Source organism: Streptomyces sp. LZ34, from assembly GCF_053890475.1.
Genome location: NZ_CM132680.1, coordinates 5988427 through 6008825, shown reverse-complemented (window position 1 = coordinate 6008825; position 20399 = coordinate 5988427). Strand labels below are relative to the sequence as shown.

Genomic DNA, 20399 nt, shown 5'->3' with positions numbered 1-20399 from the left:
ATGACCCCGTGCGGTATCTGATACTCGGCTCGGCCGAAGCGCGCGACGACCACGGGAACCTCCTGCCACTGGGCGGTCCCCGTCTCCGCGCACTGCTCACCGCGCTCGCCATGCGCGCCGCACGACCCACCCCCGCGACCGTGGACGTCCTCATCGACGAGGTGTGGACCCAGGACCCGCCCCAGGACGCCCCCGCCGCCCTCCAGGCGCTCGTGGGCCGCCTGCGCAGGGCCATCGGCCGGGACGCGGTGGTCTCCTCGCCCGGGGGCTACCGCCTCGCCACCGACGGCCCCCAGGAGGTCGACCTCCTCCACTTCGAGGCGCTCACCAAGCACGGCACGCGGGCCCTCGGCGCCGGTGACCCGAAGACGGCGGCGGACGTACTGCGGCAGGCGCTCGCGCTGTGGCGCGGCCCCGCGCTGGCCGATCTGCCGGACCGGGAGGCGGCCGCCGCCCGCCCCGAGGCGCTGCGGCTCACCGCACTGCACCGCCGTATCGACGCCGACCTCGCGCTCGGCCACGCGGCGGACGTCATACCGGAGCTGCGCGAGCTCGTCATGGACCACCCGCTCGACGAGACCTTCCACGCGCAGCTGATCCGCGCGCTGCACGCGGCGGGCCGCCCGGCCGACGCGCTCGCCGCGTACGAGGCGGTCCGCCGGACACTGGCCGACCGCCTCGGCACGGACCCGGGTGCGGACCTCAAGGCGCTGCATGGGCTGCTGCTGTCCGGGGAGCCACTGGTCGGGGGGTCGCTGGTCGGCGGGTCGCTGCCCGGGGGGCCGCTGTCCGGAGGGTCGCTGTCCGGAGGATCTGTGCCGCCCTCGGCGGGCGCGGACTCCGCGGCCGTACGGCGTCCCGGCGGGCCAGCCGGCCCCGCAGCCGCCGGGGGTGACGGCGTCGACGGAGCCCGGGAGCCAACTCGCGGCCCCGGGACCGCCCCTGGCCCCCGGACAGCCCCTGATGCCGAGGCGGCCCACGGGGCTGCGACAGCTCACGGCAGAGTCCCTCGCGCCGCATACGCCGACCGCGTCCCCGGGGCACCTGTCCCCGGGGCACCCCACGGTCCGGGGGCGCCGGGCGGCATCTCCAGCGGGCCGGCCGCCGCCGGGCATCCCGCCCGTGAACCCGGTGCGGCTCATGGCGTAGCGGCGGCGGGCGGGGCTGCGGTGCCGCGCGCCCCGGAGGCAGCCGACGGCGCGGCGGCGGTCCGTGGGGGAGCAGACGCCCTGGGGCCGAATGCCGATCGCCATCCTGAGACGCCCTACGGAGGCGGGCCGACCGCTGCGTACGCCGTCCACACACCTGACACCTACGGAGGCGGGCCGACCGCCGAATACGCCACCCTCACACCTGAGGTCACTCACGGCGGCGAGTCGACCACCGCCGCGTACGCCGCCCACGCCCCTGAAACCCACCCCGACCCGGCCCGCTCCGCCGGCGCCCCGCCCGCGCCGTCGTACGGCGGCCCCGGGCCGGCCGGGTCGCAGGGCGGCGGCTCCCGTCCGCGCGGCAACCTCCGTGCGCGGCTCACCAGCTTCGTCGGTCGGCAGAGCGAGATCGGCGACCTTCGCAGGGATCTGCGCGGCGCCCGTCTGGTCACGCTCACCGGCCCCGGCGGCTCCGGTAAGACCCGGCTCTCCGAGGAGGCCGCCGCGACCGTCACGACTGCCTACCCCGATGGGGTTTGGGTGGCCGAACTCGCCAAGCTCGACCATGCCGCCGCCGTCCCCGGGGCCGTCCTGAGCGCCGTAGGCGACCGTGAGACGACCCTGCTCGCCACCGGGCTGGAAGGGCGGATCGGCCCGGCGGACGGCGCCGACCCGACCGCGCGCCTCGTCGAGTTCTGCGCCCACCGCCGCCTGCTGCTCCTGCTCGACAACTGTGAGCACGTCATAGACGCCGCGGCGCGGCTCGCCGAGACGCTGCTCGCGCACTGCCCGGGGATGACCGTGCTGGCCACCAGCCGGGAGCCGCTGGGTGTGCCGGGCGAGACCGTACGGCCCGTGGAGCCGCTCCGGCCCGCGCCCGCCCACCAGTTGTTCGCCGAGCGCGCCGCGGCCACCCTGCCGGGGTTCGACCCGGCGCGGGACGCGGACACGTCGGCCGCGGTCGCGGAGATCTGCCGTCGGCTGGACGGTTTGCCGCTGGCGATCGAGCTGGCCGCCGCGCGGCTGCGGCTGTTGACCCCGCGACAGATCGCCGACCGGCTCGACGACCGCTTCCGGCTGCTGACCAGCGGCAGCCGGACCCTGCTGCCGCGCCAGCAGACGCTGCGGGCCGTCGTCGACTGGTCCTGGGACCTGCTGGACGAGCGCGAGCGCACGGTGCTGCGCCGGGCGTCGGTGTTCGCGGGCGGATGGGGGCTGAGCGCGGCGGAGGCGGTCTGCGCGGACGCGCCGCCCGCCACCGACCCGCCCGCCACCGACCCGCCCGCCACCGACCCGCCCGCCACCGACCCGCCCGCCACCGACCCTGCCGCCAGCCCGGGCGCCGACCCCGCCACCGACCCCGCCACCGACTCCACCGACCCTGCCGCCGCCACAGCGCCCCACGGCATACGCGCCTCCGTACGCTCCGATACGCGGCCCGACGCCCGCCCCCGTGCGCACATAGCCCCCGACGAGGTGCTCGATCTGCTCGGGGCGCTGGTCGACAAGTCGCTCCTGGTCGTCGACCACCCGACGGGCGACGCGGCCCCGGAGGATCCCAGCGGTGCCTCAGGCCCGGCCCCCTCCGAGGCCCGTTACCGCATGCTGGAGACGATCCACGAGTACGTCGGCGAGCGGGCCGTCGAGGACCCCGCCGCCCGGGCCGACCACGCCGCCGCCGTCGCCCGCCACACCGCCTGCTTCCGTGACTTCGCGCGCACCGCCGAGCCACGGCTGCGCTCCGCGGAACAGCTTCCCTGGCTGCACCGCGTCGAGGCGGAACTCGACAACATCCGGGCCGCCCTGAAGAGGTCACTGGAGGCGCGCGACGAGCAGACCGCGCTCGAGTTCATCATGGCCATGAGCTGGTTCTGGGGGCTGCGCAACTACCGGGACGAGGGTGTCGCCTGGGTCCGCGGGGCATTGATCCTCGGCGGCTCCATGGGCCGCGACGACATGTACAGCATCCTGGGCTCGATCCCCGAGGAGGTCCCGTCCGGGCAGGACGGCGTCGACGAGGCAGTCACGCGCTACTGGGACCAGATGGACCTGCGGCTCCTGCTGTTCTTCATGAACGCCGACAACGCCGACGGGCCGAGCCTGACCAGCCCCGAGGCCATGACCGCGGCCCGTCGCATCCGCGATGCCTACATGGCTCACCCCGGCCCGCGCAGCGCCCGCTTCCCCGGCATGCTGTGGCCGTTCGCCGGGTTCGTCCTCGGCGGCCACGCCGGGGTGATCCCGCTGATGAACGAGGCGGTGGCACAGTGCAGGGCGTACGGCGACGACTGGGCGGTCGGCGTGGCGCTGATGTTCCGCACGCACATGACCATCGACTCGTCGGGCGGTATGAAGAACGCCGAGGCGGACTGGGCGGAGCTGCGGGAGGTGAGCAGACGGGTCGGCGACCGGTGGATGCTCGCCCAGGTCGAGACCGCCGCCGGCGAGATGGCCGCGAGCCGTGCCCGGCTCGACGAGGCGCGGGCCGCCTACGAGATGGCGCGGCGGCTCGCCCGGGAGATCGGCGCGCACAACGAGACGCCGTTCCTCGTCACCCGGCTGGCGGATGTGGCGATCAACGCCGGAGACCTCGACCGCGCGGAGAAGCTGCTGGACCACTCGGACCAGGAGGCGGGGCGCCGCGGCTCCCGGGATGTGCAGTCCTTCAACTGCTTGCTGCGCTCCCTGATCGAGCTGTTCCGCGGAAACCTGGCCCGGGCGCGGACGCTGTGCGAAGAGGCGCGGCGCATTGGGGAGCAGGCGACCCCGCCCCCGCAGTTCTGGGTGCTCCTGGACGGCATGGACGCCCGCATCACCGCCGACGAGGGCGATGCGCCCGGCGCGCTGCGCAAGCTGCGCGACAACCTGAGCAGGGGCGCCGAGGCCGGCTGTATGGAGCTCCTGCTGGCCCAGCAGGCGGAGACCGCCGCCCATGCCCTGGTGGGCTGCGAAAAGGAGCGTCTCGCCGCCCGGATGCTGGGCGCGGCCGATGCCTGGCGCGGCGAATTGCAGCGCGCTCCGCTCCCGCTGCGCGAGACCGAGAAGACGGCGGCCGCCGCGCACCGCGCCCTGGGCCGCGAGGCGGCCCAGGCGCTGCGCGCCGAGGGCGCGGGCCTGTCCGTCGAGCAGGTTATTGCCCTGCTCGACGAACTGCTGACCGCTGCCTGGCGAGAGCCTGAGCAGCGGGCCTGAGCAGCGGGTCTGGCCTAGAGCCTGGGCCTCGGGCTCGGGTCCAGCCCCAGCCCCAGACCCTGACTCAGCCCCAGGCTCAGCCCCAGGCTCAAACCCAGGCTCAAACCCAGCCCGAGCCCTCCGCACGCGAGTGGCGTCACCCTGCCGGGCGCGACCGCAGCCCGTCCAGGAGGATGTCCAGCAGCCGCGCCGACGCCGCCGCCTGCTGTGCCGCGTCTGGCAGCGAGGGCGCCGCCGTGGCGATCACCAGCAGCACATCGGCCACCGTCACGTCCGGCCGCAGCTCGCCTGCTTCACGCGCCCGATCCACCAGCTGCCCGACGACCTCAAGCAGCGCCGCAGCGCCCGCGTCGTCAGGGCCACCCGGGACGACGGGGCTGGGCTGCTCCACCAGTCGCAGCTCCGGCTGCGGCGGGTCGACTAACCCCACCTGCCGCTGCTGCGGCACCCGGATCTCGGCCTCTACCTCGACCCCGACCCGCAGCACCTGGGGCGGCAGCAGCCGGCCCGCGCCGGAGGCCACCGAGGTGCGCAGGAACCGGGCCAGCGCCGACCACGGCTCGTTCTCCTGGCCAAGAGCCGCCCGCGCCTGGTCGGTCAGCCGGGCCGTCTCCTCCTCGGCTATGCGGCGCACCAGAACGTCCTTGCTGGGAAAGCGCCGATAGACGGTGCCCACCCCGACCCGCGCGCGCCGCGCGACGTCCTCCATGGGAGCGCCGTACCCCAGCTCCCCGAAGACCTCGCGCGCCGCCCGCAGTACATGCTCGAGATTGCGCTGCGCGTCCACGCGCAGCGGAGTGTTCCGGCCGCCGGCACCGTCCGCCGACGCGACGGCTGACGACCAATGCGAACCCTGAAGCTGCATAGTGATCCCCCGGTAATGACGTCTCCCCCCGGAGACTCCCCGCCCAGAACGCCGGGGCAGTCTCGACCCCGACGGAGTACGAACATAGTTGAGCACCGGTCAAGAAAGAAGGGGGTAGGTCAGGACAGATCGACCCCCGTTCGGCGTACCGCACCGCCCGTCCCCGCTTCCCCGCGCGCCCACCACCCCGCGTCCCCCTATTGACCTGCGCACCTTCCGCACGCTTGACCGAATGGGCGCGGCGGAGCGCGCCGAGGCCGCCGGTCACACAATTCGTCGGGCCTGTGGACAAACCGCGGCTGTGCGTGCCTCATGGGAGGGTGAAGGAACCTGCGCGCATTCTCGTTGTCGGCGGTGGCTACGTCGGGATGTACACCGCGCTGCGCCTCCAGCGGAAGCTGAAGAGGGAGCTGGGGCAAGGCGACGTACAGGTCGTTGTGGTCGACCCCGAGCCGTATATGACCTATCAGCCGTTTCTCCCGGAGGCCGCGGCCGGATCGATCTCGCCACGCCATGTCGTCGTGCCGCTGCGTCGCGTCCTGCCCCACTGCCAGGTCGTGATCGGCGAGGCCACGGCGATCAACCATGGCAAACGCACCGCGACGATCAGAACCCTCGCCACCGCCGAGGACGGCACCGGCGCGATCGAGATCCACTACGACGAGCTCGTGCTGGCGCCCGGCTCCGTCTCCCGCACCCTCCCGGTCCCCGGCCTGGCCGACCACGGCATCGGCTTCAAGACCGTCGAGGAGGCCATCGGCCTGCGCAACCACGTCCTGGAGCAGCTGGACATCGCGTCCTCCACCCGGGACCCCGACGTCCGGGACGCCGCGCTCACCTTCGTCTTCGTCGGCGGCGGATACGCGGGCGTCGAGGCGCTCGCCGAGCTGGAGGACATGGCCCGCTACGCGGTCCGCTACTACCACAACATCTCGCCCGAGGACCTGAAGTGGATCCTGGTGGAGGCCACCGGCCGCATCCTCCCGGAGGTCGGGGAAGAGATGGGCAAGTACGCGGTCCGCGAGTTGCGAGGCCGCAATATCGACGTACGGCTGGAGACCCGCCTCGACTCCTGTGTGGACCGGATCGCCGCGCTGAGCGACGGCTCGCGTTTCCCCACCCGCACCCTGGTGTGGACCGCGGGGGTCAAGCCGCACCCCATCCTGGCCTCCACCGACCTCCCGATGAACGCGCGCGGCCGCCTCAAGTGCACCGCGGCCCTCCATGTGGACGGAGTGGAGCACGCCTGGAGCGCCGGGGACGCCGCGGCGGTCCCGGACCTGACGGCGGAGGAGCCCGGCAAGGAGTGCGCTCCCAACGCCCAGCACGCGCTGCGCCAGTCGAAGGTGCTCGCCGAGAATGTGGTCGCCTCCCTGCGCGGCCGGCCGCTGAAGGACTACGCGCACAAGTACGCCGGTTCGGTGGCTTCCCTCGGCCTGCACAAAGGCGTCGCCCATGTGTACGGGCGGAAGGTGAAGGGCTACCCCGCCTGGTTCATGCACCGCGCCTATCACCTCAGCCGGGTGCCGACCTTCAACCGGAAGGCGCGCGTTTTGGCCGAATGGACCCTGTCGGGGCTCTTCAAACGGGAGATCGTCTCGCTCGGGTCGCTGGAGAACCCGCGGGCCGAGTTCAAACTCGCCGCCGACACCGGCCGCCATCCCGAGGCCAGTTGACGTCAGTCGACGCCGGTTGGGGCCTGTTCGGCCCGTCGGAGCGGAGGAGGGAACTCCGCCTACCCGACCGGCGTCTCACGGATGTCAGTCCGGTCGGTCACACTGGACGTGTGACCATGGGTGGGCTCGTATCTGCAAAGAGTGACAATCGCGAGGATTCGGAAGTTTGCTGCATTCCCCTGGGGGCCGTCCCCCGCACCCGCACCCCTCTCCGTACCCCCGCGCCGGCGCGCCGCTCAGCCACAACCTCGCGAGGTAATTCCCGGTGAACTTCACGCGCTGGAGCGCCCGGCTTCCCCGAACACAGCGACGCACCGCCGCCAGGGCCGACCGCGGCGCGCGGCGGCCCCAGCCCGCGGCCGCGGGCGGCGGCAGCGGCTCCGTCCCGGCTGCCCGGGGCGAGCGCTCCGACTCCTCGGACCGCGGCGAGCCGCCGCCGTCGGGCGCGACGGACCCGGTCCTGGAGGACGGGCTCCCCGCTGCCGTCCCCACCCTCGACGGGCTGTCCGTCCATGACGTCCTCGGCCAGGTTCCGGCCCTGGTCGCCGTCGTCTACGGCCCCGATCACCGCATCGCCTACGTCAACGACTCCTATACGGCCATCTTCGGCGCCCGGACCCCCGGCACCTCCGCCCGCCAGGCCCTGCCCGAGCTCCAGGAGCTGGGGCTGCTGCCGCTGATGGACCAGGTCCTGCGCAGCGGTCGGCCGCGTACGGTCAAGTCCCGGCGCGTCTCCGGGGCGAGGGCCGGGACCGCGCCGGGGGCGGAGGCGGCGGCAGCGGGCTCCGGGGCCGCAGGCGGCCGGGTGCGGCACGGCTACTACACCTTCACCTGCTCCCCGATCGAGATGGCCGCCCCGCCGCCCCCCGCCCCGGCGCCGACCCCGGCCTCGGTTCCGGCCGTCGCTCCCTCCTCCTCCTCCTCGTCCTCCGCGTCCGGAGCCGAAGTCAACGCGGAGGCCGACGCCGAGGCCAACGCCGAGGCGAATACCGAGGCGAATACCGACGCCAATGACGCCAATACGGGTGCCGTTGCCCCGGTGGCCGCACCCGGGACGGGCCCGGCGCCGTCCATGCCCGGCCTCAGGGACGAGCAGACCCCGCTGCGCGGCGTGCTGGTCTTCGGCGCCGACGTCACCGACCAGGTGGAGGCCGCCGAGCGGCTGCGCGCCAGCGAGCGCCTACAGCGCCAGGCCGCCGTCACCCTCCAGCGCAGCCTCCTCCCGCAGGAGCTCGAGCAGCCCGACGACCTCAGGGTCGCCGCCACATACCAACCGGGCGGCACGGACGCCGCCGTGGGCGGCGACTGGTACGACGTCATCACGCTGGGCGCCGGCCGCACCGCCCTGGTCATCGGTGACGTCATGGGGCGCGGCGTCCGCGCCGCCGCCGTGATGGGCCAGCTGCGCACCGCCGTCCGCGCCTACGCCCGCCTCGACCTGCCCCCGCACGAGGTCCTTCAGCTCCTGGACGGCCTGGCCGCCGAGATCGACCCCAGCCAGATCGCGACCTGCGCCTACGCCGTCCACGACCCGAACGAAAACCGCCTGGTCTACGCCTCGGCGGGTCATCTGCCGATCCTGGTCCGCGACCAGGACGGCACCGTGCGCCGCGCCGCCGAGCCCACCGGACCACCGCTGGGCACCGGCGGCTGGCTGCACACCTCGGCCTCGATCCCCTTCGGCCCGGGCTCCAGCGCGGTGCTGTACACCGACGGGCTGGTGGAGCGGCGCGACAAGGACATCTACGAGGGCGTCGCCGCGCTGGAGCGCGTCTTCGCGGGCGCCACGGGCGCGCCCCAGGTGATGTGCGACCGCCTCATCCGGGCGCTGGGCATCACCGCCGAGCACGACGACGACGTGGCCGTGCTGGTCCTGCAGCACCCCGCCCGCACCGGCCATGACGCCGAGCTGTTCCACAACGCCGCCCTGGAGCTCCTCGGCGGCGTGGAGGCGGCCCCTCGGGCGCGGGCGTTCGCCTCCGGCGTCCTCGCCAGCTGGCGCTTCCCCATGGAGCTGCGCGACCTGGGCGTGCTCGCCGCCAGCGAGCTGGTCGCCAACTCGCTCCAGCACGGCGTGCCGCCGATGCGCCTGCGGCTGCGCCGTACGGACCGCCGTCTGATCATCGAGGTGACGGACGGGGACGAGCATCTGCCGCGCCGCCGCCGGGCCGAGCCGGCGGACGAGGCCGGGCGCGGCATCTCCATCGTCGCGACCATCGCCTCGTCCTGGGGCTCGCGCCGCACGCCGGGCGGGGGCAAGGCGGTGTGGTGCGAGTTCGCCCTCCCGGCGGGATAGGCCGCCTGCGGCAGGCCCCACAGCCGGGGCTCCGCTCCGGATCCCGGCGCCAGGTGCCGACCCCCGCGCCGGGCACGGCGCCACCGCGCCCTGCCCTGGCGGGTGTCCGCGGCGGACCGACGGACCCGGCGCGGGCGGGCCAGGGCGAACGTCGGGACCGCGTCCCGCCCGCAGAGGGGCGGGGTGGACGGGGTGGGGCCAAGGTCTTGGGCCAGGGTCCGATGCGCGGCTCCGACGCGCCGGCCCGCCGCAAGCGCCAGGCCGGCGGCCGGACGGGCGGCCCGACCGTCAGGCCGCGGTGGTCACCGGCTCCATCGACGCCGGCTCCATCGACGCCGGCTCCACGCGCTGCGCGGGCACCGTCGCACCCGGGACGGCGCGCAGCGGGTTGTCCTGGCGGGCCGTGAGGCGCCCGCCCAGCCGCAGTGCGAGCGCCGCGATGCCGAGCGAGCAGCCGACGAGCAGCGCGATGTACGCCACGTACATCCCCGCCCCGGCCATCAGGCCGCCCGCCGCCGGGCCGACGGCCAGCGCCAGCTGCTTGACCAGGGCGAAGCCGGAGTTGTACTGCCCGACCAGGGTCGGCGGCGCCAGATCGGCCACCAGCGGGGCGACGGTCGGTGACAGCATCGCCTCACCGAGCCCGAAGAGCGCGTACGCCGAGATGATCGCGCCCGTCGCGACGGCCTGGCTGCCCGGCATCAGGCCGGAGGCCCCCGCCACCAGCCAGGCCACCGTCCAGACCAGCCCGGTCAGCGCGATGACCCGGCTGCGCCGCCGCCCCTCCACCAGCCGGAGCACGACGAACTGCGCCAGCACGATGGCCATCGTGTTCGCCGCCAGCGCGGCGCCGAGCATCGCGGGCGAGATATGGGCGACCTCCACCGCGAACGCCGCCAGTCCCGACTCGAACTGCCCGTAGCAGGCGAAGAACATCACGAAGCCCAGCACGCACAGCTGCACCATGGCCCGGTTCCGCAGCATGGCCCGCCAGCCGCCCCCGGCCCGCTCTGCTACGGCCGACGCGGGGTCGAGCTTCGAAACCTCCGGTAGCCGCACGGTTGCCATGGCCGCGCCGAGCACCAGGAACATCACCGACTCGATCGCGAACAGCCGGACGAAGCTCGACGGGTCGGCCGGGTCGACCAGTAGCCCGCCGAGCAGCCCGCCGACGCCGAGGCCGAGGTTGTTGAGGAAGAACTGGGTCGCGAAGGCGCGCGAACGGGTGGTCGTGGTCGAGCACCACACGATCATGGTGGCGAGGGCGGGCTGGATCACCGCGATCCCCGCACCGAGCAGGGCCACCGCGGCGATGACGGACGCCTCGTCGGAGGCAAGCCCCAGCCCCATGGACCCGAAGGCCGAGGCCACGGCACCCACCAGGGCCACCGGCAGCGGCCCCCGCCGGTCGATCACCCGACCGGTGAAGGGCAGCACGGCCAGCGCCGCGACGGCGAACGCCGCGAGCACCATGCCCGCGGTGCTCGCGCCCAGGTCCCGCACCTGTGCCACATAGACGAACAGGAACGGGACGGTGAAGCCGTTGCCGAACGCGCTCAGCGCGTTCCCCAGCTGGATCCGGCGCAACGCTGCGCCCATCGCGGTGGTCACACTCACCTGCCTAAGTCGAGAAAGATCAATGAGGGTTAGGAGAAGGCCGAACAGTCGAAGCTTCAAGACTTCAAAGCTAAAGTTCGAAGCTAAAGAGTACATGTCGAAGGACTTCGACGCGAATGAGTTGCGTGCCATACTGCGCGGATGCCTGACACCCCCGGCCCGGCCGAGCCGAGCCTCGAGGAGCAGATCGCGGCCTACCAGCGCGAGTTCCAGGATCTGGACCCGCAGGTGGAGCAGGTCGTCAGCGCCCTCAGCCGCCTCAACCGGCGGATGAGCGTCGCGTACAGCCGCCAGACCGCGACCCTGGGCATCAGCAACACCGAGTGGGAGGTGCTCAAGGCCCTCGTCCTCTCCGGAGCCCCCTATCAGCTGGGCCCCGGCGACCTGGCCAAGCGGCTCGGCCTCACCCCGGCCGCGATGACCCACCGCATCGACCGCATGGCGAGCGACGGCCTGGTCACGCGCGAGCGCGATGAGGCCAATCGGGTGCGCGTCATCGTGGAGCTGACGGCCGAGGGCCGGGAGAAGTGGCTGGAGGCCATGCGGATGGCGTCCGTCTTCGAAGAGGATCTTCTCCAGGACCTGTCGAGCGAGGAGCGCGGGGCGCTCGGCGAGATGCTGACCCGGGTCCTGCGCCGGGTGGAGGAGACCCAGCCGGACGCCGGAGGAAGGCTGCGCGACCTGGAGTGACATCGGACGCCGGGGATAGGTTGACACGCCCCAGCGCGATGCGTAATGTACTCCGAGCTGCCACGGAGCCGTAACGGTTCTTCGGTAGCCACTCGCGCCGCACCGGCGGCAAACCACTACTGCACGGCCCCTCATCGGGATGGATTTCGGCGTGCCCGGAATTCGGCCCAGAAGCTCGATTATGAGCCTCGGAGGAAATCCGCTAACGTAGTGAGCACGCCGGAAGGCGCGAAAGACCCCGCTCCAACAGGGGGCCGGAAACGGAATTCGGACCGGGAACGGAACGGAAAACGGATCTGGTAAGGTTGGAAACACCGAAGGGAAGCGCCCGGAGAGACCGGTGAAACGGTTTCAAAGGAAGCGTCCGTTCCTTGAGAACTCAACAGCGTGCCAAAAGTCAACGCCAGATATGTTGATACCCCGTACGATCGGCCGGTTCAATCCGGATCGGTTTGGTCGGACGAGGTTCCTTTGAAGAAACACACACAGCGAGGACGCTGTGAGCGGGCTGGATTATTCCTCCGGCCTGCTCCGCTCTCGTGGTGTTGCCGGGATAGCCCGGAAGCATTCACGGAGAGTTTGATCCTGGCTCAGGACGAACGCTGGCGGCGTGCTTAACACATGCAAGTCGAACGATGAACCGGCTTCGGCTGGGGATTAGTGGCGAACGGGTGAGTAACACGTGGGCAATCTGCCCTGCACTCTGGGACAAGCCCTGGAAACGGGGTCTAATACCGGATATTACCTGGTGAGGCATCTTACTGGGTGGAAAGCTCCGGCGGTGCAGGATGAGCCCGCGGCCTATCAGCTTGTTGGTGGGGTGATGGCCTACCAAGGCGACGACGGGTAGCCGGCCTGAGAGGGCGACCGGCCACACTGGGACTGAGACACGGCCCAGACTCCTACGGGAGGCAGCAGTGGGGAATATTGCACAATGGGCGAAAGCCTGATGCAGCGACGCCGCGTGAGGGATGACGGCCTTCGGGTTGTAAACCTCTTTCAGCAGGGAAGAAGCGAAAGTGACGGTACCTGCAGAAGAAGCGCCGGCTAACTACGTGCCAGCAGCCGCGGTAATACGTAGGGCGCAAGCGTTGTCCGGAATTATTGGGCGTAAAGAGCTCGTAGGCGGCTTGTCACGTCGGATGTGAAAGCCCGGGGCTTAACCCCGGGTCTGCATTCGATACGGGCAGGCTAGAGTTCGGTAGGGGAGATCGGAATTCCTGGTGTAGCGGTGAAATGCGCAGATATCAGGAGGAACACCGGTGGCGAAGGCGGATCTCTGGGCCGATACTGACGCTGAGGAGCGAAAGCGTGGGGAGCGAACAGGATTAGATACCCTGGTAGTCCACGCCGTAAACGTTGGGAACTAGGTGTGGGCGACATTCCACGTTGTCCGCGCCGCAGCTAACGCATTAAGTTCCCCGCCTGGGGAGTACGGCCGCAAGGCTAAAACTCAAAGGAATTGACGGGGGCCCGCACAAGCGGCGGAGCATGTGGCTTAATTCGACGCAACGCGAAGAACCTTACCAAGGCTTGACATACGCCGGAAACATCCAGAGATGGGTGCCCCCTTGTGGTCGGTGTACAGGTGGTGCATGGCTGTCGTCAGCTCGTGTCGTGAGATGTTGGGTTAAGTCCCGCAACGAGCGCAACCCTTGTTCTGTGTTGCCAGCATGCCTTTCGGGGTGATGGGGACTCACAGGAGACTGCCGGGGTCAACTCGGAGGAAGGTGGGGACGACGTCAAGTCATCATGCCCCTTATGTCTTGGGCTGCACACGTGCTACAATGGCCGGTACAATGAGCTGCGATACCGTGAGGTGGAGCGAATCTCAAAAAGCCGGTCTCAGTTCGGATTGGGGTCTGCAACTCGACCCCATGAAGTCGGAGTCGCTAGTAATCGCAGATCAGCATTGCTGCGGTGAATACGTTCCCGGGCCTTGTACACACCGCCCGTCACGTCACGAAAGTCGGTAACACCCGAAGCCGGTGGCCCAACCCCTTGTGGGAGGGAGTCGTCGAAGGTGGGACTGGCGATTGGGACGAAGTCGTAACAAGGTAGCCGTACCGGAAGGTGCGGCTGGATCACCTCCTTTCTAAGGAGCACATAGCCGACTGCGAGCGCATGACTCGCACGGTTGCTCATGGGTGGAACGTTGACTACTCGGCAGGATCAGACGATCCGTCCTTTCTAGTACTGCCCTTTGCGGGGCGTGGAACGTGAGTGCGGGGATGTTGAGTCTGCTGGGCACGCTGTTGGGTGTCTGAGGGCACGGGCGAGAGCCTGCTTCCTCATTTTGACGCCAGTCCCGGTGAACCATCCCGATTGTGGGTGGGTGACGGGTGGCTGGTCGTTGCTTGAGAACTGCACAGTGGACGCGAGCATCTGTGGCCAAGTTTTTAAGGGCGCACGGTGGATGCCTTGGCACCAGGAACCGATGAAGGACGTGGGAGGCCGCGATAGGCCCCGGGGAGCTGTCAACCGAGCTTTGATCCGGGGGTGTCCGAATGGGGAAACCCGGCAGTCGTCATGGGCTGTCACCCATACCTGAACACATAGGGTATGTGGAGGGAACGCGGGGAAGTGAAACATCTCAGTACCCGCAGGAAGAGAAAACAACCGTGATTCCGGGAGTAGTGGCGAGCGAAACCGGATGAGGCTAAACCGTATGTGTGTGATACCCGGCAGGGGTTGCGCATACGGGGTTGTGGGAGCGAGCTTCAGTTGTCTGCCGACGGCTGGGCGAGTCAGAAACCATATGGATAGGCGAAGGGCATGCGAAAGGCCCGGCGTAGAGGGTAAGACCCCCGTAGCTGAAATCTGTATGGCTTGCTTGCTTGTTTCCCAAGTAGCACGGGGCCCGAGAAATCCCGTGTGAATCTGGCGGGACCACCCGCTAAGCCTAAATATTCCCTGGTGACCGATAGCGGATAGTACCGTGAGGGAATGGTGAAAAGTACCGCGGGAGCGGAGTGAAATAGTACCTGAAACCGTGTGCCTACAAGCCGTGGGAGCGTCGCGCAAGGACTTTGTTCTTGCGTCGTGACTGCGTGCCTTTTGAAGAATGAGCCTGCGAGTTTGCGGTGTGTTGCGAGGTTAACCCGTGTGGGGTAGCCGTAGCGAAAGCGAGTCCGAATAGGGCGGTTGAGTAGCGCGCCCAAGACCCGAAGCGGAGTGATCTAGCCATGGGCAGGTTGAAGCGGAGGTAAGACTTCGTGGAGGACCGAACCCACCAGGGTTGAAAACCTGGGGGATGACCTGTGGTTAGGGGTGAAAGGCCAATCAAACTCCGTGATAGCTGGTTCTCCCCGAAATGCATTTAGGTGCAGCGTCGTGTGTTTCTTGCCGGAGGTAGAGCACTGGATAGGCGATGGGCCCTACCGGGTTACTGACCTTAGCCAAACTCCGAATGCCGGTAAGTGAGAGCGCGGCAGTGAGACTGTGGGGGATAAGCTCCATGGTCGAGAGGGAAACAGCCCAGAGCATCGACTAAGGCCCCTAAGCGTGCGCTAAGTGGGAAAGGATGTGGAGTCGCAGAGACAACCAGGAGGTTGGCTTAGAAGCAGCCATCCTTGAAAGAGTGCGTAATAGCTCACTGGTCAAGTGATTCCGCGCCGACAATGTAGCGGGGCTCAAGCGTACCGCCGAAGTCGTGTCATTGCAGCATAAGGCCTAACGGCTGTTGTGATGGGTAGGGGAGCGTCGTGTGCCGGGTGAAGCAGCCGCGGAAGCGAGTTGTGGACGGTTCACGAGTGAGAATGCAGGCATGAGTAGCGATTCACACGTGGGAAACGTGTGCGCCGATTGACTAAGGGTTCCTGGGTCAAGCTGATCTGCCCAGGGTAAGTCGGGACCTAAGGCGAGGCCGACAGGCGTAGTCGATGGACAACCGGTTGATATTCCGGTACCCGCTTTGAAGCGCCAGCGCTGAACCAGGCGATGCTAAGTCCGTGAAGCCGCCCTGGATCCTTCGGGTGAAGGGGAGTGGTGGAGCCGACGGACCAGACCTGTATTAGGTGAGTGATGGGGTGACGCAGGAAGGTAGTCCAGCCCGGGCGGTGGTTGTCCCGGGGTAAGGGTGTAGCCCGAGGGGTAGGTAAATCCGTCCCTCATAAGGGGTGAGACCTGATGCCGAGCCGATTGTGGTGAAGTGGATGATCCTATGCTGTCGAGAAAAGCCTCTAGCGAGTTTCATGGCGGCCCGTACCCTAAACCGACTCAGGTGGTCAGGTAGAGAATACCGAGGCGTTCGGGTGAACTATGGTTAAGGAACTCGGCAAAATGCCCCCGTAACTTCGGGAGAAGGGGGGCCATTGCTGGTGATGGGCTTTGCGCTCGGAGCTGGTGGTGGCCGCAGAGACCAGCGAGAAGCGACTGTTTACTAAAAACACAGGTCCGTGCGAAGCCGTAAGGCGATGTATACGGACTGACGCCTGCCCGGTGCTGGAACGTTAAGGGGACCGGTTAGTCACATTTCGGTGTGGCGAAGCTGAGAACTTAAGCGCCAGTAAACGGCGGTGGTAACTATAACCATCCTAAGGTAGCGAAATTCCTTGTCGGGTAAGTTCCGACCTGCACGAATGGCGTAACGACTTCTCGACTGTCTCAACCATAGGCCCGGTGAAATTGCATTACGAGTAAAGATGCTCGTTTCGCGCAGCAGGACGGAAAGACCCCGGGACCTTTACTATAGCTTGATATTGGTGTTCGGTTCGGCTTGTGTAGGATAGGTGGGAGACTGTGAAGCTGTGACGCCAGTCATGGTGGAGTCATTGTTGAAATACCACTCTGGTCGTGCTGGATGTCTAACCTGGGTCCGTGATCCGGATCAGGGACAGTGTCTGGTGGGTAGTTTAACTGGGGCGGTTGCCTCCTAAAGAGTAACGGAGGCGCCCAAAGGTTCCCTCAGCCTGGTTGGCAATCAGGTGTTGAGTGTAAGTGCACAAGGGAGCTTGACTGTGAGACCGACGGGTCGAGCAGGGACGAAAGTCGGGACTAGTGATCCGGCGGTGGCTTGTGGAAGCGCCGTCGCTCAACGGATAAAAGGTACCCCGGGGATAACAGGCTGATCTTCCCCAAGAGTCCATATCGACGGGATGGTTTGGCACCTCGATGTCGGCTCGTCGCATCCTGGGGCTGGAGTCGGTCCCAAGGGTTGGGCTGTTCGCCCATTAAAGCGGTACGCGAGCTGGGTTTAGAACGTCGTGAGACAGTTCGGTCCCTATCCGCTGTGCGCGTAGGAGTCTTGAGAAGGGCTGTCCCTAGTACGAGAGGACCGGGACGGACGAACCTCTGGTGTGCCAGTTGTCCTGCCAAGGGCATGGCTGGTTGGCTACGTTCGGGAGGGATAACCGCTGAAAGCATCTAAGCGGGAAGCCTGCTTCGAGATGAGGGCTCCCACCCACTTGATGGGGTAAGGCTCCCAGTAGACGACTGGGTTGATAGGCCAGATATGGAAGCCGGGTGACCGGTGGAGTTGACTGGTACTAATAGGCCGAGGGCTTGTCCTCAGTTGCTCGCGTCCACTGTGTTGTTCTGAAGTAACGACCATTGAGCCCTGCGAGGGTTCTGGTTGTTTTCTTCATAGTGTTTCGGTGGTTATTGCGTTAGGGAAACGCCCGGTTACATTTCGAACCCGGAAGCTAAGCCTTTCAGCGCCGATGGTACTGCAGGGGGGACCCTGTGGGAGAGTAGGACACCGCCGAACAATCTTTGATAAAAGCCCGGTCGGGAGCTTTGGCTCCCGACCGGGCTTTTTCTTTTTCCCGTCCGCAGTCTGAGTAGTCTGAGCGGCATGCGCTATGACCTGGTCATCTTCGACAACGACGGCGTGCTCGTCGACAGCGAGCCGATCTCCAATCGGCTTCTCGCCGCCTATCTCACGGAGTTGGGTCACCCCACCACCTACGAGGACTCCATACGCGACTACATGGGGTCGGCCATGCACCGGATCCACGAGCTGGTCCTCGAGCGCACCGGCCGTCGGCTGCCGGCCGACTTCGACGCGACTTTCCACAGCCGCGTGTTCGACGCCTTCCGCCGGGAACTGGAGCCTGTGACCGGTGCCGCCGATGTCCTGGAGAAGCTGAGCGCGGACGGCGTTCCGTACTGTGTCGCCTCCTCCGGCAGCCATGAGCGCATACGTGTCGCGCTGCGGAAGACCGGGCTGTACGGACTCTTCGGCGAGGAGCGCATCTTCAGCTCCGAGGACGTGGGGAGGGGTAAGCCCGCGCCGGATCTGTTTCTGCATGCGGCGCGGACGATGGGGGTGCCGCCGCAGCGGTGTGCGGTTGTCGAGGACAGCCCGCTCGGCGTGCAGGCCGCCATCGCCGCCGGGATGGATGTGTACGGATACACGGCGATGACGCCGGCCGCCAAGCTCGCCCGCGCCCATGCCCGTTTCCAGGAGATGGCAGAACTGCCGCAATTGCTCGCCTAATACGGCGGGGGGCCGTACGCTCCTCGGCCATGACAGATACGCGCCCGACTCCGCGGCTGCGGCACGGCCGGGCCTCGCTGGCCGTCAGCTTCTTCGTACAAGGCGCGGTCTTTGCTCTGCTCGTCACCCGAATACCTGCGCTGCAGGACCGGTATGGGGTGTCCGACGGGCTGCTGCCCGCCTTCCTGGCCGCGGTCCCGGTCCTCGCGGGCGTGGGCAGCGTCGGGACCGAACACCTGGTCAAGCGGGTGCGGCCGGGGCTGGTACTCCGCTGGGCGCAGCCGGTGGTCTCCGTCGCGTTGCTCGCGGCCGGGTCGGGCACGGGGCTGTGGCAGCTCGCCCTGGCGCTCGCGGTCTTCGGGCTCTCCGTCGGGGCCCTCGACGCGTCGATGAACATGCTCGGCGTCACCCTTCAGCACGCGTACGGGCGGAGCATCATGCTCGGCTTCCACGCCGCGTACAGCCTGGGCGGGATCGGCGGGGCGTCGCTCGCCTGGGCGGGCGCGCACTGGGATGTGCCGCTGCCCGTGCTGTACGCACCACTTGTCGCGACGCTCGTGCCGGTCGCGCTGCTCGCCAGCCGCTGGTACGTGGATCGAGCGGGGGATCAAGGGGGAGATCAAGCGGCGGGTCCAAGGGCGGACCAAGGGGGCGAGGAGAGTGGGCTCGAGAGCCCGGAGAACACGCAGGCCCCCGCCGCCGTCAGCATGAAGCTGCTGATGCCGCTCTGCCTCGTGATGTCGTTCGCCTATATCGGTGACTCGACGGTCTCCAACTGGAGCGCCAAGTACCTCGAGGACGTGCTGGACAGCTCCGAGCAGTTGGCCACCGTCCCGTACAACGTCTATATGGTCACCGCCCTCCTCGGCCGCACCTTCGGCGACCTCGGGGTGCGCCGCTTCGGGGCGGTCACCGTGGTGCGCGTCGGCACCCTGCTCGCCTCGGGCGGGTTCGCGGTCGTCGCGGCGGCGCCCGGCGCATGGGTGGGGATGTTGGGGTTCACGCTGCTGGGACTGGGGCTGTGTGTGCTGGTGCCGCAGACCTTCGCGGCCGCCGGGCGGCTGTTCCCGGGGGCGTCGGACGCGGCCATCGCGCGTCTCAACATCTTCAATTACGTCGGCTTTCTGATCGGCTCCCCGCTCGTCGGCGCACTGGGCGGCGCATGGAACTACCGGGGGGCGATGCTGGTGCCGATGGCGCTGGTGCTGGCGACGCTGTGGTATGCGAGGTCGTTTGCGCCCACTCCTGCCCGATACGGTGATGGACATGAGCGGTCGCGCGCAGTTGATGTGGGATGAGGGCCTGACAGGGTACGACTTCGGCGCCGGACATCCGATGGACCCGGTCCGTCTGGCGCTGACCATGCGTCTGGTGGAGGCGTTCGGGCTCGATCGCGCCGTCGAGGTGGTCGCGGCCAAGCCGGCCGGGGAGTCCACGCTGCGGCTGGTCCACCGCCAGGACTACATCGCGGCGGTGCGGCGCGCGTCGGCCGATCCGGCCTCGGCGGACAGTTCGTACGGCCTGGGCACCATTGACGATCCGGCCTTCGCCGGGATGCACGAGGCCTCGGCGCTGATCGCCGGCCAGTCGGTCGGCGCGGCGGAGAGCGTATGGCGCGGCGAGGCGCTCCACGCCGTGAACTTCTCGGGCGGGCTGCACCACGCGATGCCCGGCGGGGCCTCCGGGTTCTGCGTCTACAACGACGCGGCGCTGGCGATCGCGCGGCTGCTGGAGATGGGTGCGGAGCGGGTCGCGTACGTGGATGTGGATGTGCACCACGGGGACGGGGTGCAGGCGGCGTTCTGGGACGACCCCCGGGTGCTCACCATCTCGCTGCACGAGCACCCGAGGACCCTGTTCCCGCAGACCGGATGGCCGGAGGAGACGGGCGGGGAGCGGGCGCCGGGCGGTGCGGTGAATGTGGCGCTGCCGGCCGGGACCGGGGACGCGGGGTGGCTGCGCGCGTATCACGCGGTGGTGCCGGAGCTGCTGGCGGCGTTCCGGCCGCAGGTGCTGGTGACGCAGCACGGCGCGGATACGCATGTGGAGGATCCGCTGGCACATCTGGCGGTGACCGTGGACGCGCAGCGCGCGGTCGCGGAGAGCTGTCACGCGCTGGCGCATGAGCACGCGGACGGCCGGTGGATCGCGCTGGGCGGCGGTGGGTACGCGGTGGTGGATGTGGTGCCCCGGTCGTGGACGCATCTGGTGGCGATCGCCGCCGGGCGGCCGGTGGCGCCGGAGGCGGAGGTGCCGGAGGAGTGGCGGCACGAGGTGTACCGGCGGACCCGGCAGCCGGCGCCGCGGCGGATGACCGACGGGCGGTCGCCGCAGTGGCGGGACTTCGCGGAGTGGGGGTACGACCCGGCGGACCGGCTGGATCAGGCGATCCTGGCGACCCGCCGGGCGGCCTTTCCGCACCACGGGCTGCTGCCGTAAAGAGCTGCTGCCGTAAAGAGCTGCTGTCGTAAGA

At 68.9% G+C, this 20399-nt stretch carries 9 protein-coding genes and 3 rRNA genes; 10 read left to right on the top strand and 2 right to left on the bottom strand.

Features of this window, described 5'->3' with window-relative positions; translation table 11 throughout:
- The first annotated feature begins 8 nt into the window (after nucleotides 1-8).
- Nucleotides 9-4343, top strand: a complete 4335-nt coding sequence (locus ACWY4P_RS24175) for a BTAD domain-containing putative transcriptional regulator (protein ID WP_456212621.1) — start codon at nucleotides 9-11, stop codon at nucleotides 4341-4343.
- Between the two features lie 136 nt (nucleotides 4344-4479).
- On the opposite strand, the gene ACWY4P_RS24170 is transcribed toward ACWY4P_RS24175, so the two are convergent.
- Complete coding sequence (locus ACWY4P_RS24170; protein ID WP_456212620.1) at nucleotides 4480-5208, bottom strand: TetR/AcrR family transcriptional regulator; 729 nt, start codon at nucleotides 5206-5208, stop codon at nucleotides 4480-4482.
- Between the two features lie 368 nt (nucleotides 5209-5576).
- On the opposite strand from ACWY4P_RS24170, the gene ACWY4P_RS24165 reads away from it, so the two are divergent.
- Together ACWY4P_RS24165 and ACWY4P_RS24160 are read left to right on the top strand one after the other, a co-directional pair.
- Nucleotides 5577-6884 carry an NAD(P)/FAD-dependent oxidoreductase gene (locus tag ACWY4P_RS24165; RefSeq protein WP_456213037.1) on the top strand — a complete coding sequence of 436 codons (1308 nt, stop codon included), beginning with the start codon at nucleotides 5577-5579 and terminating at the stop codon, nucleotides 6882-6884.
- A gap of 265 nt (nucleotides 6885-7149) precedes the next feature.
- Entirely contained in the window at nucleotides 7150-9180 is a 2031-nt protein-coding gene (locus ACWY4P_RS24160; RefSeq protein WP_456212619.1) for an ATP-binding SpoIIE family protein phosphatase, read from the top strand.
- A 288-nt stretch (nucleotides 9181-9468) separates the two neighbouring features.
- On the opposite strand, the gene ACWY4P_RS24155 is transcribed toward ACWY4P_RS24160, so the two are convergent.
- Nucleotides 9469-10791: an MFS transporter gene (locus ACWY4P_RS24155; RefSeq protein ID WP_456213036.1), complete on the bottom strand. Its 1323-nt coding sequence runs from the start codon at nucleotides 10789-10791 to the stop codon at nucleotides 9469-9471.
- Nucleotides 10792-10938: 147 nt separating this feature from the next.
- Here ACWY4P_RS24155 and ACWY4P_RS24150 point away from each other — a divergent pair, with 147 nt between their 5' ends.
- From ACWY4P_RS24150 to ACWY4P_RS24120, 7 genes are all read left to right on the top strand, one after another.
- Nucleotides 10939-11487 (top strand): MarR family winged helix-turn-helix transcriptional regulator, encoded by a 549-nt coding sequence (locus ACWY4P_RS24150; RefSeq protein ID WP_456212618.1) that lies wholly within the window; start codon nucleotides 10939-10941, stop codon nucleotides 11485-11487.
- A 567-nt stretch (nucleotides 11488-12054) separates the two neighbouring features.
- Nucleotides 12055-13582: ribosomal RNA gene (locus ACWY4P_RS24145) — 16S ribosomal RNA — on the top strand.
- Between the two features lie 294 nt (nucleotides 13583-13876).
- Nucleotides 13877-16997: ribosomal RNA gene (locus ACWY4P_RS24140) — 23S ribosomal RNA — on the top strand.
- An 80-nt stretch (nucleotides 16998-17077) separates the two neighbouring features.
- Nucleotides 17078-17194 (top strand): 5S ribosomal RNA (gene rrf, locus ACWY4P_RS24135).
- Together the 16S, 23S and 5S rRNA genes form the textbook arrangement of a ribosomal RNA operon.
- A gap of 87 nt (nucleotides 17195-17281) precedes the next feature.
- On the top strand, nucleotides 17282-17926 hold the full coding sequence (locus ACWY4P_RS24130; protein ID WP_456212617.1) for an HAD family hydrolase: 645 nt from the start codon (nucleotides 17282-17284) through the stop codon (nucleotides 17924-17926).
- 29 nt (nucleotides 17927-17955) lie between these two features.
- On the top strand, nucleotides 17956-19224 hold the full coding sequence (locus tag ACWY4P_RS24125) for an MFS transporter (protein WP_456212616.1): 1269 nt from the start codon (nucleotides 17956-17958) through the stop codon (nucleotides 19222-19224).
- Nucleotides 19193-20365: an acetoin utilization protein AcuC gene (locus tag ACWY4P_RS24120; protein ID WP_456212615.1), complete on the top strand. Its 1173-nt coding sequence runs from the start codon at nucleotides 19193-19195 to the stop codon at nucleotides 20363-20365. The genes ACWY4P_RS24125 and ACWY4P_RS24120 overlap by 32 nt, the downstream gene beginning before the upstream one ends.
- Nucleotides 20366-20399: the final 34 nt, after the last annotated feature.

Coding starts and splice junctions, on each gene's coding strand:
- ACWY4P_RS24130 (WP_456212617.1), top strand. CDS start 17,282: ATGCGCTATGACCTGGTCATCTTCGACAACGACGGCGTGCTCGTCGAC.
- ACWY4P_RS24125 (WP_456212616.1), top strand. CDS start 17,956: ATGACAGATACGCGCCCGACTCCGCGGCTGCGGCACGGCCGGGCCTCG.
- ACWY4P_RS24150 (WP_456212618.1), top strand. CDS start 10,939: ATGCCTGACACCCCCGGCCCGGCCGAGCCGAGCCTCGAGGAGCAGATC.
- ACWY4P_RS24120 (WP_456212615.1), top strand. CDS start 19,193: ATGAGCGGTCGCGCGCAGTTGATGTGGGATGAGGGCCTGACAGGGTAC.
- ACWY4P_RS24170 (WP_456212620.1), bottom strand. CDS start 5,208: ATGCAGCTTCAGGGTTCGCATTGGTCGTCAGCCGTCGCGTCGGCGGAC.
- ACWY4P_RS24165 (WP_456213037.1), top strand. CDS start 5,577: ATGTACACCGCGCTGCGCCTCCAGCGGAAGCTGAAGAGGGAGCTGGGG.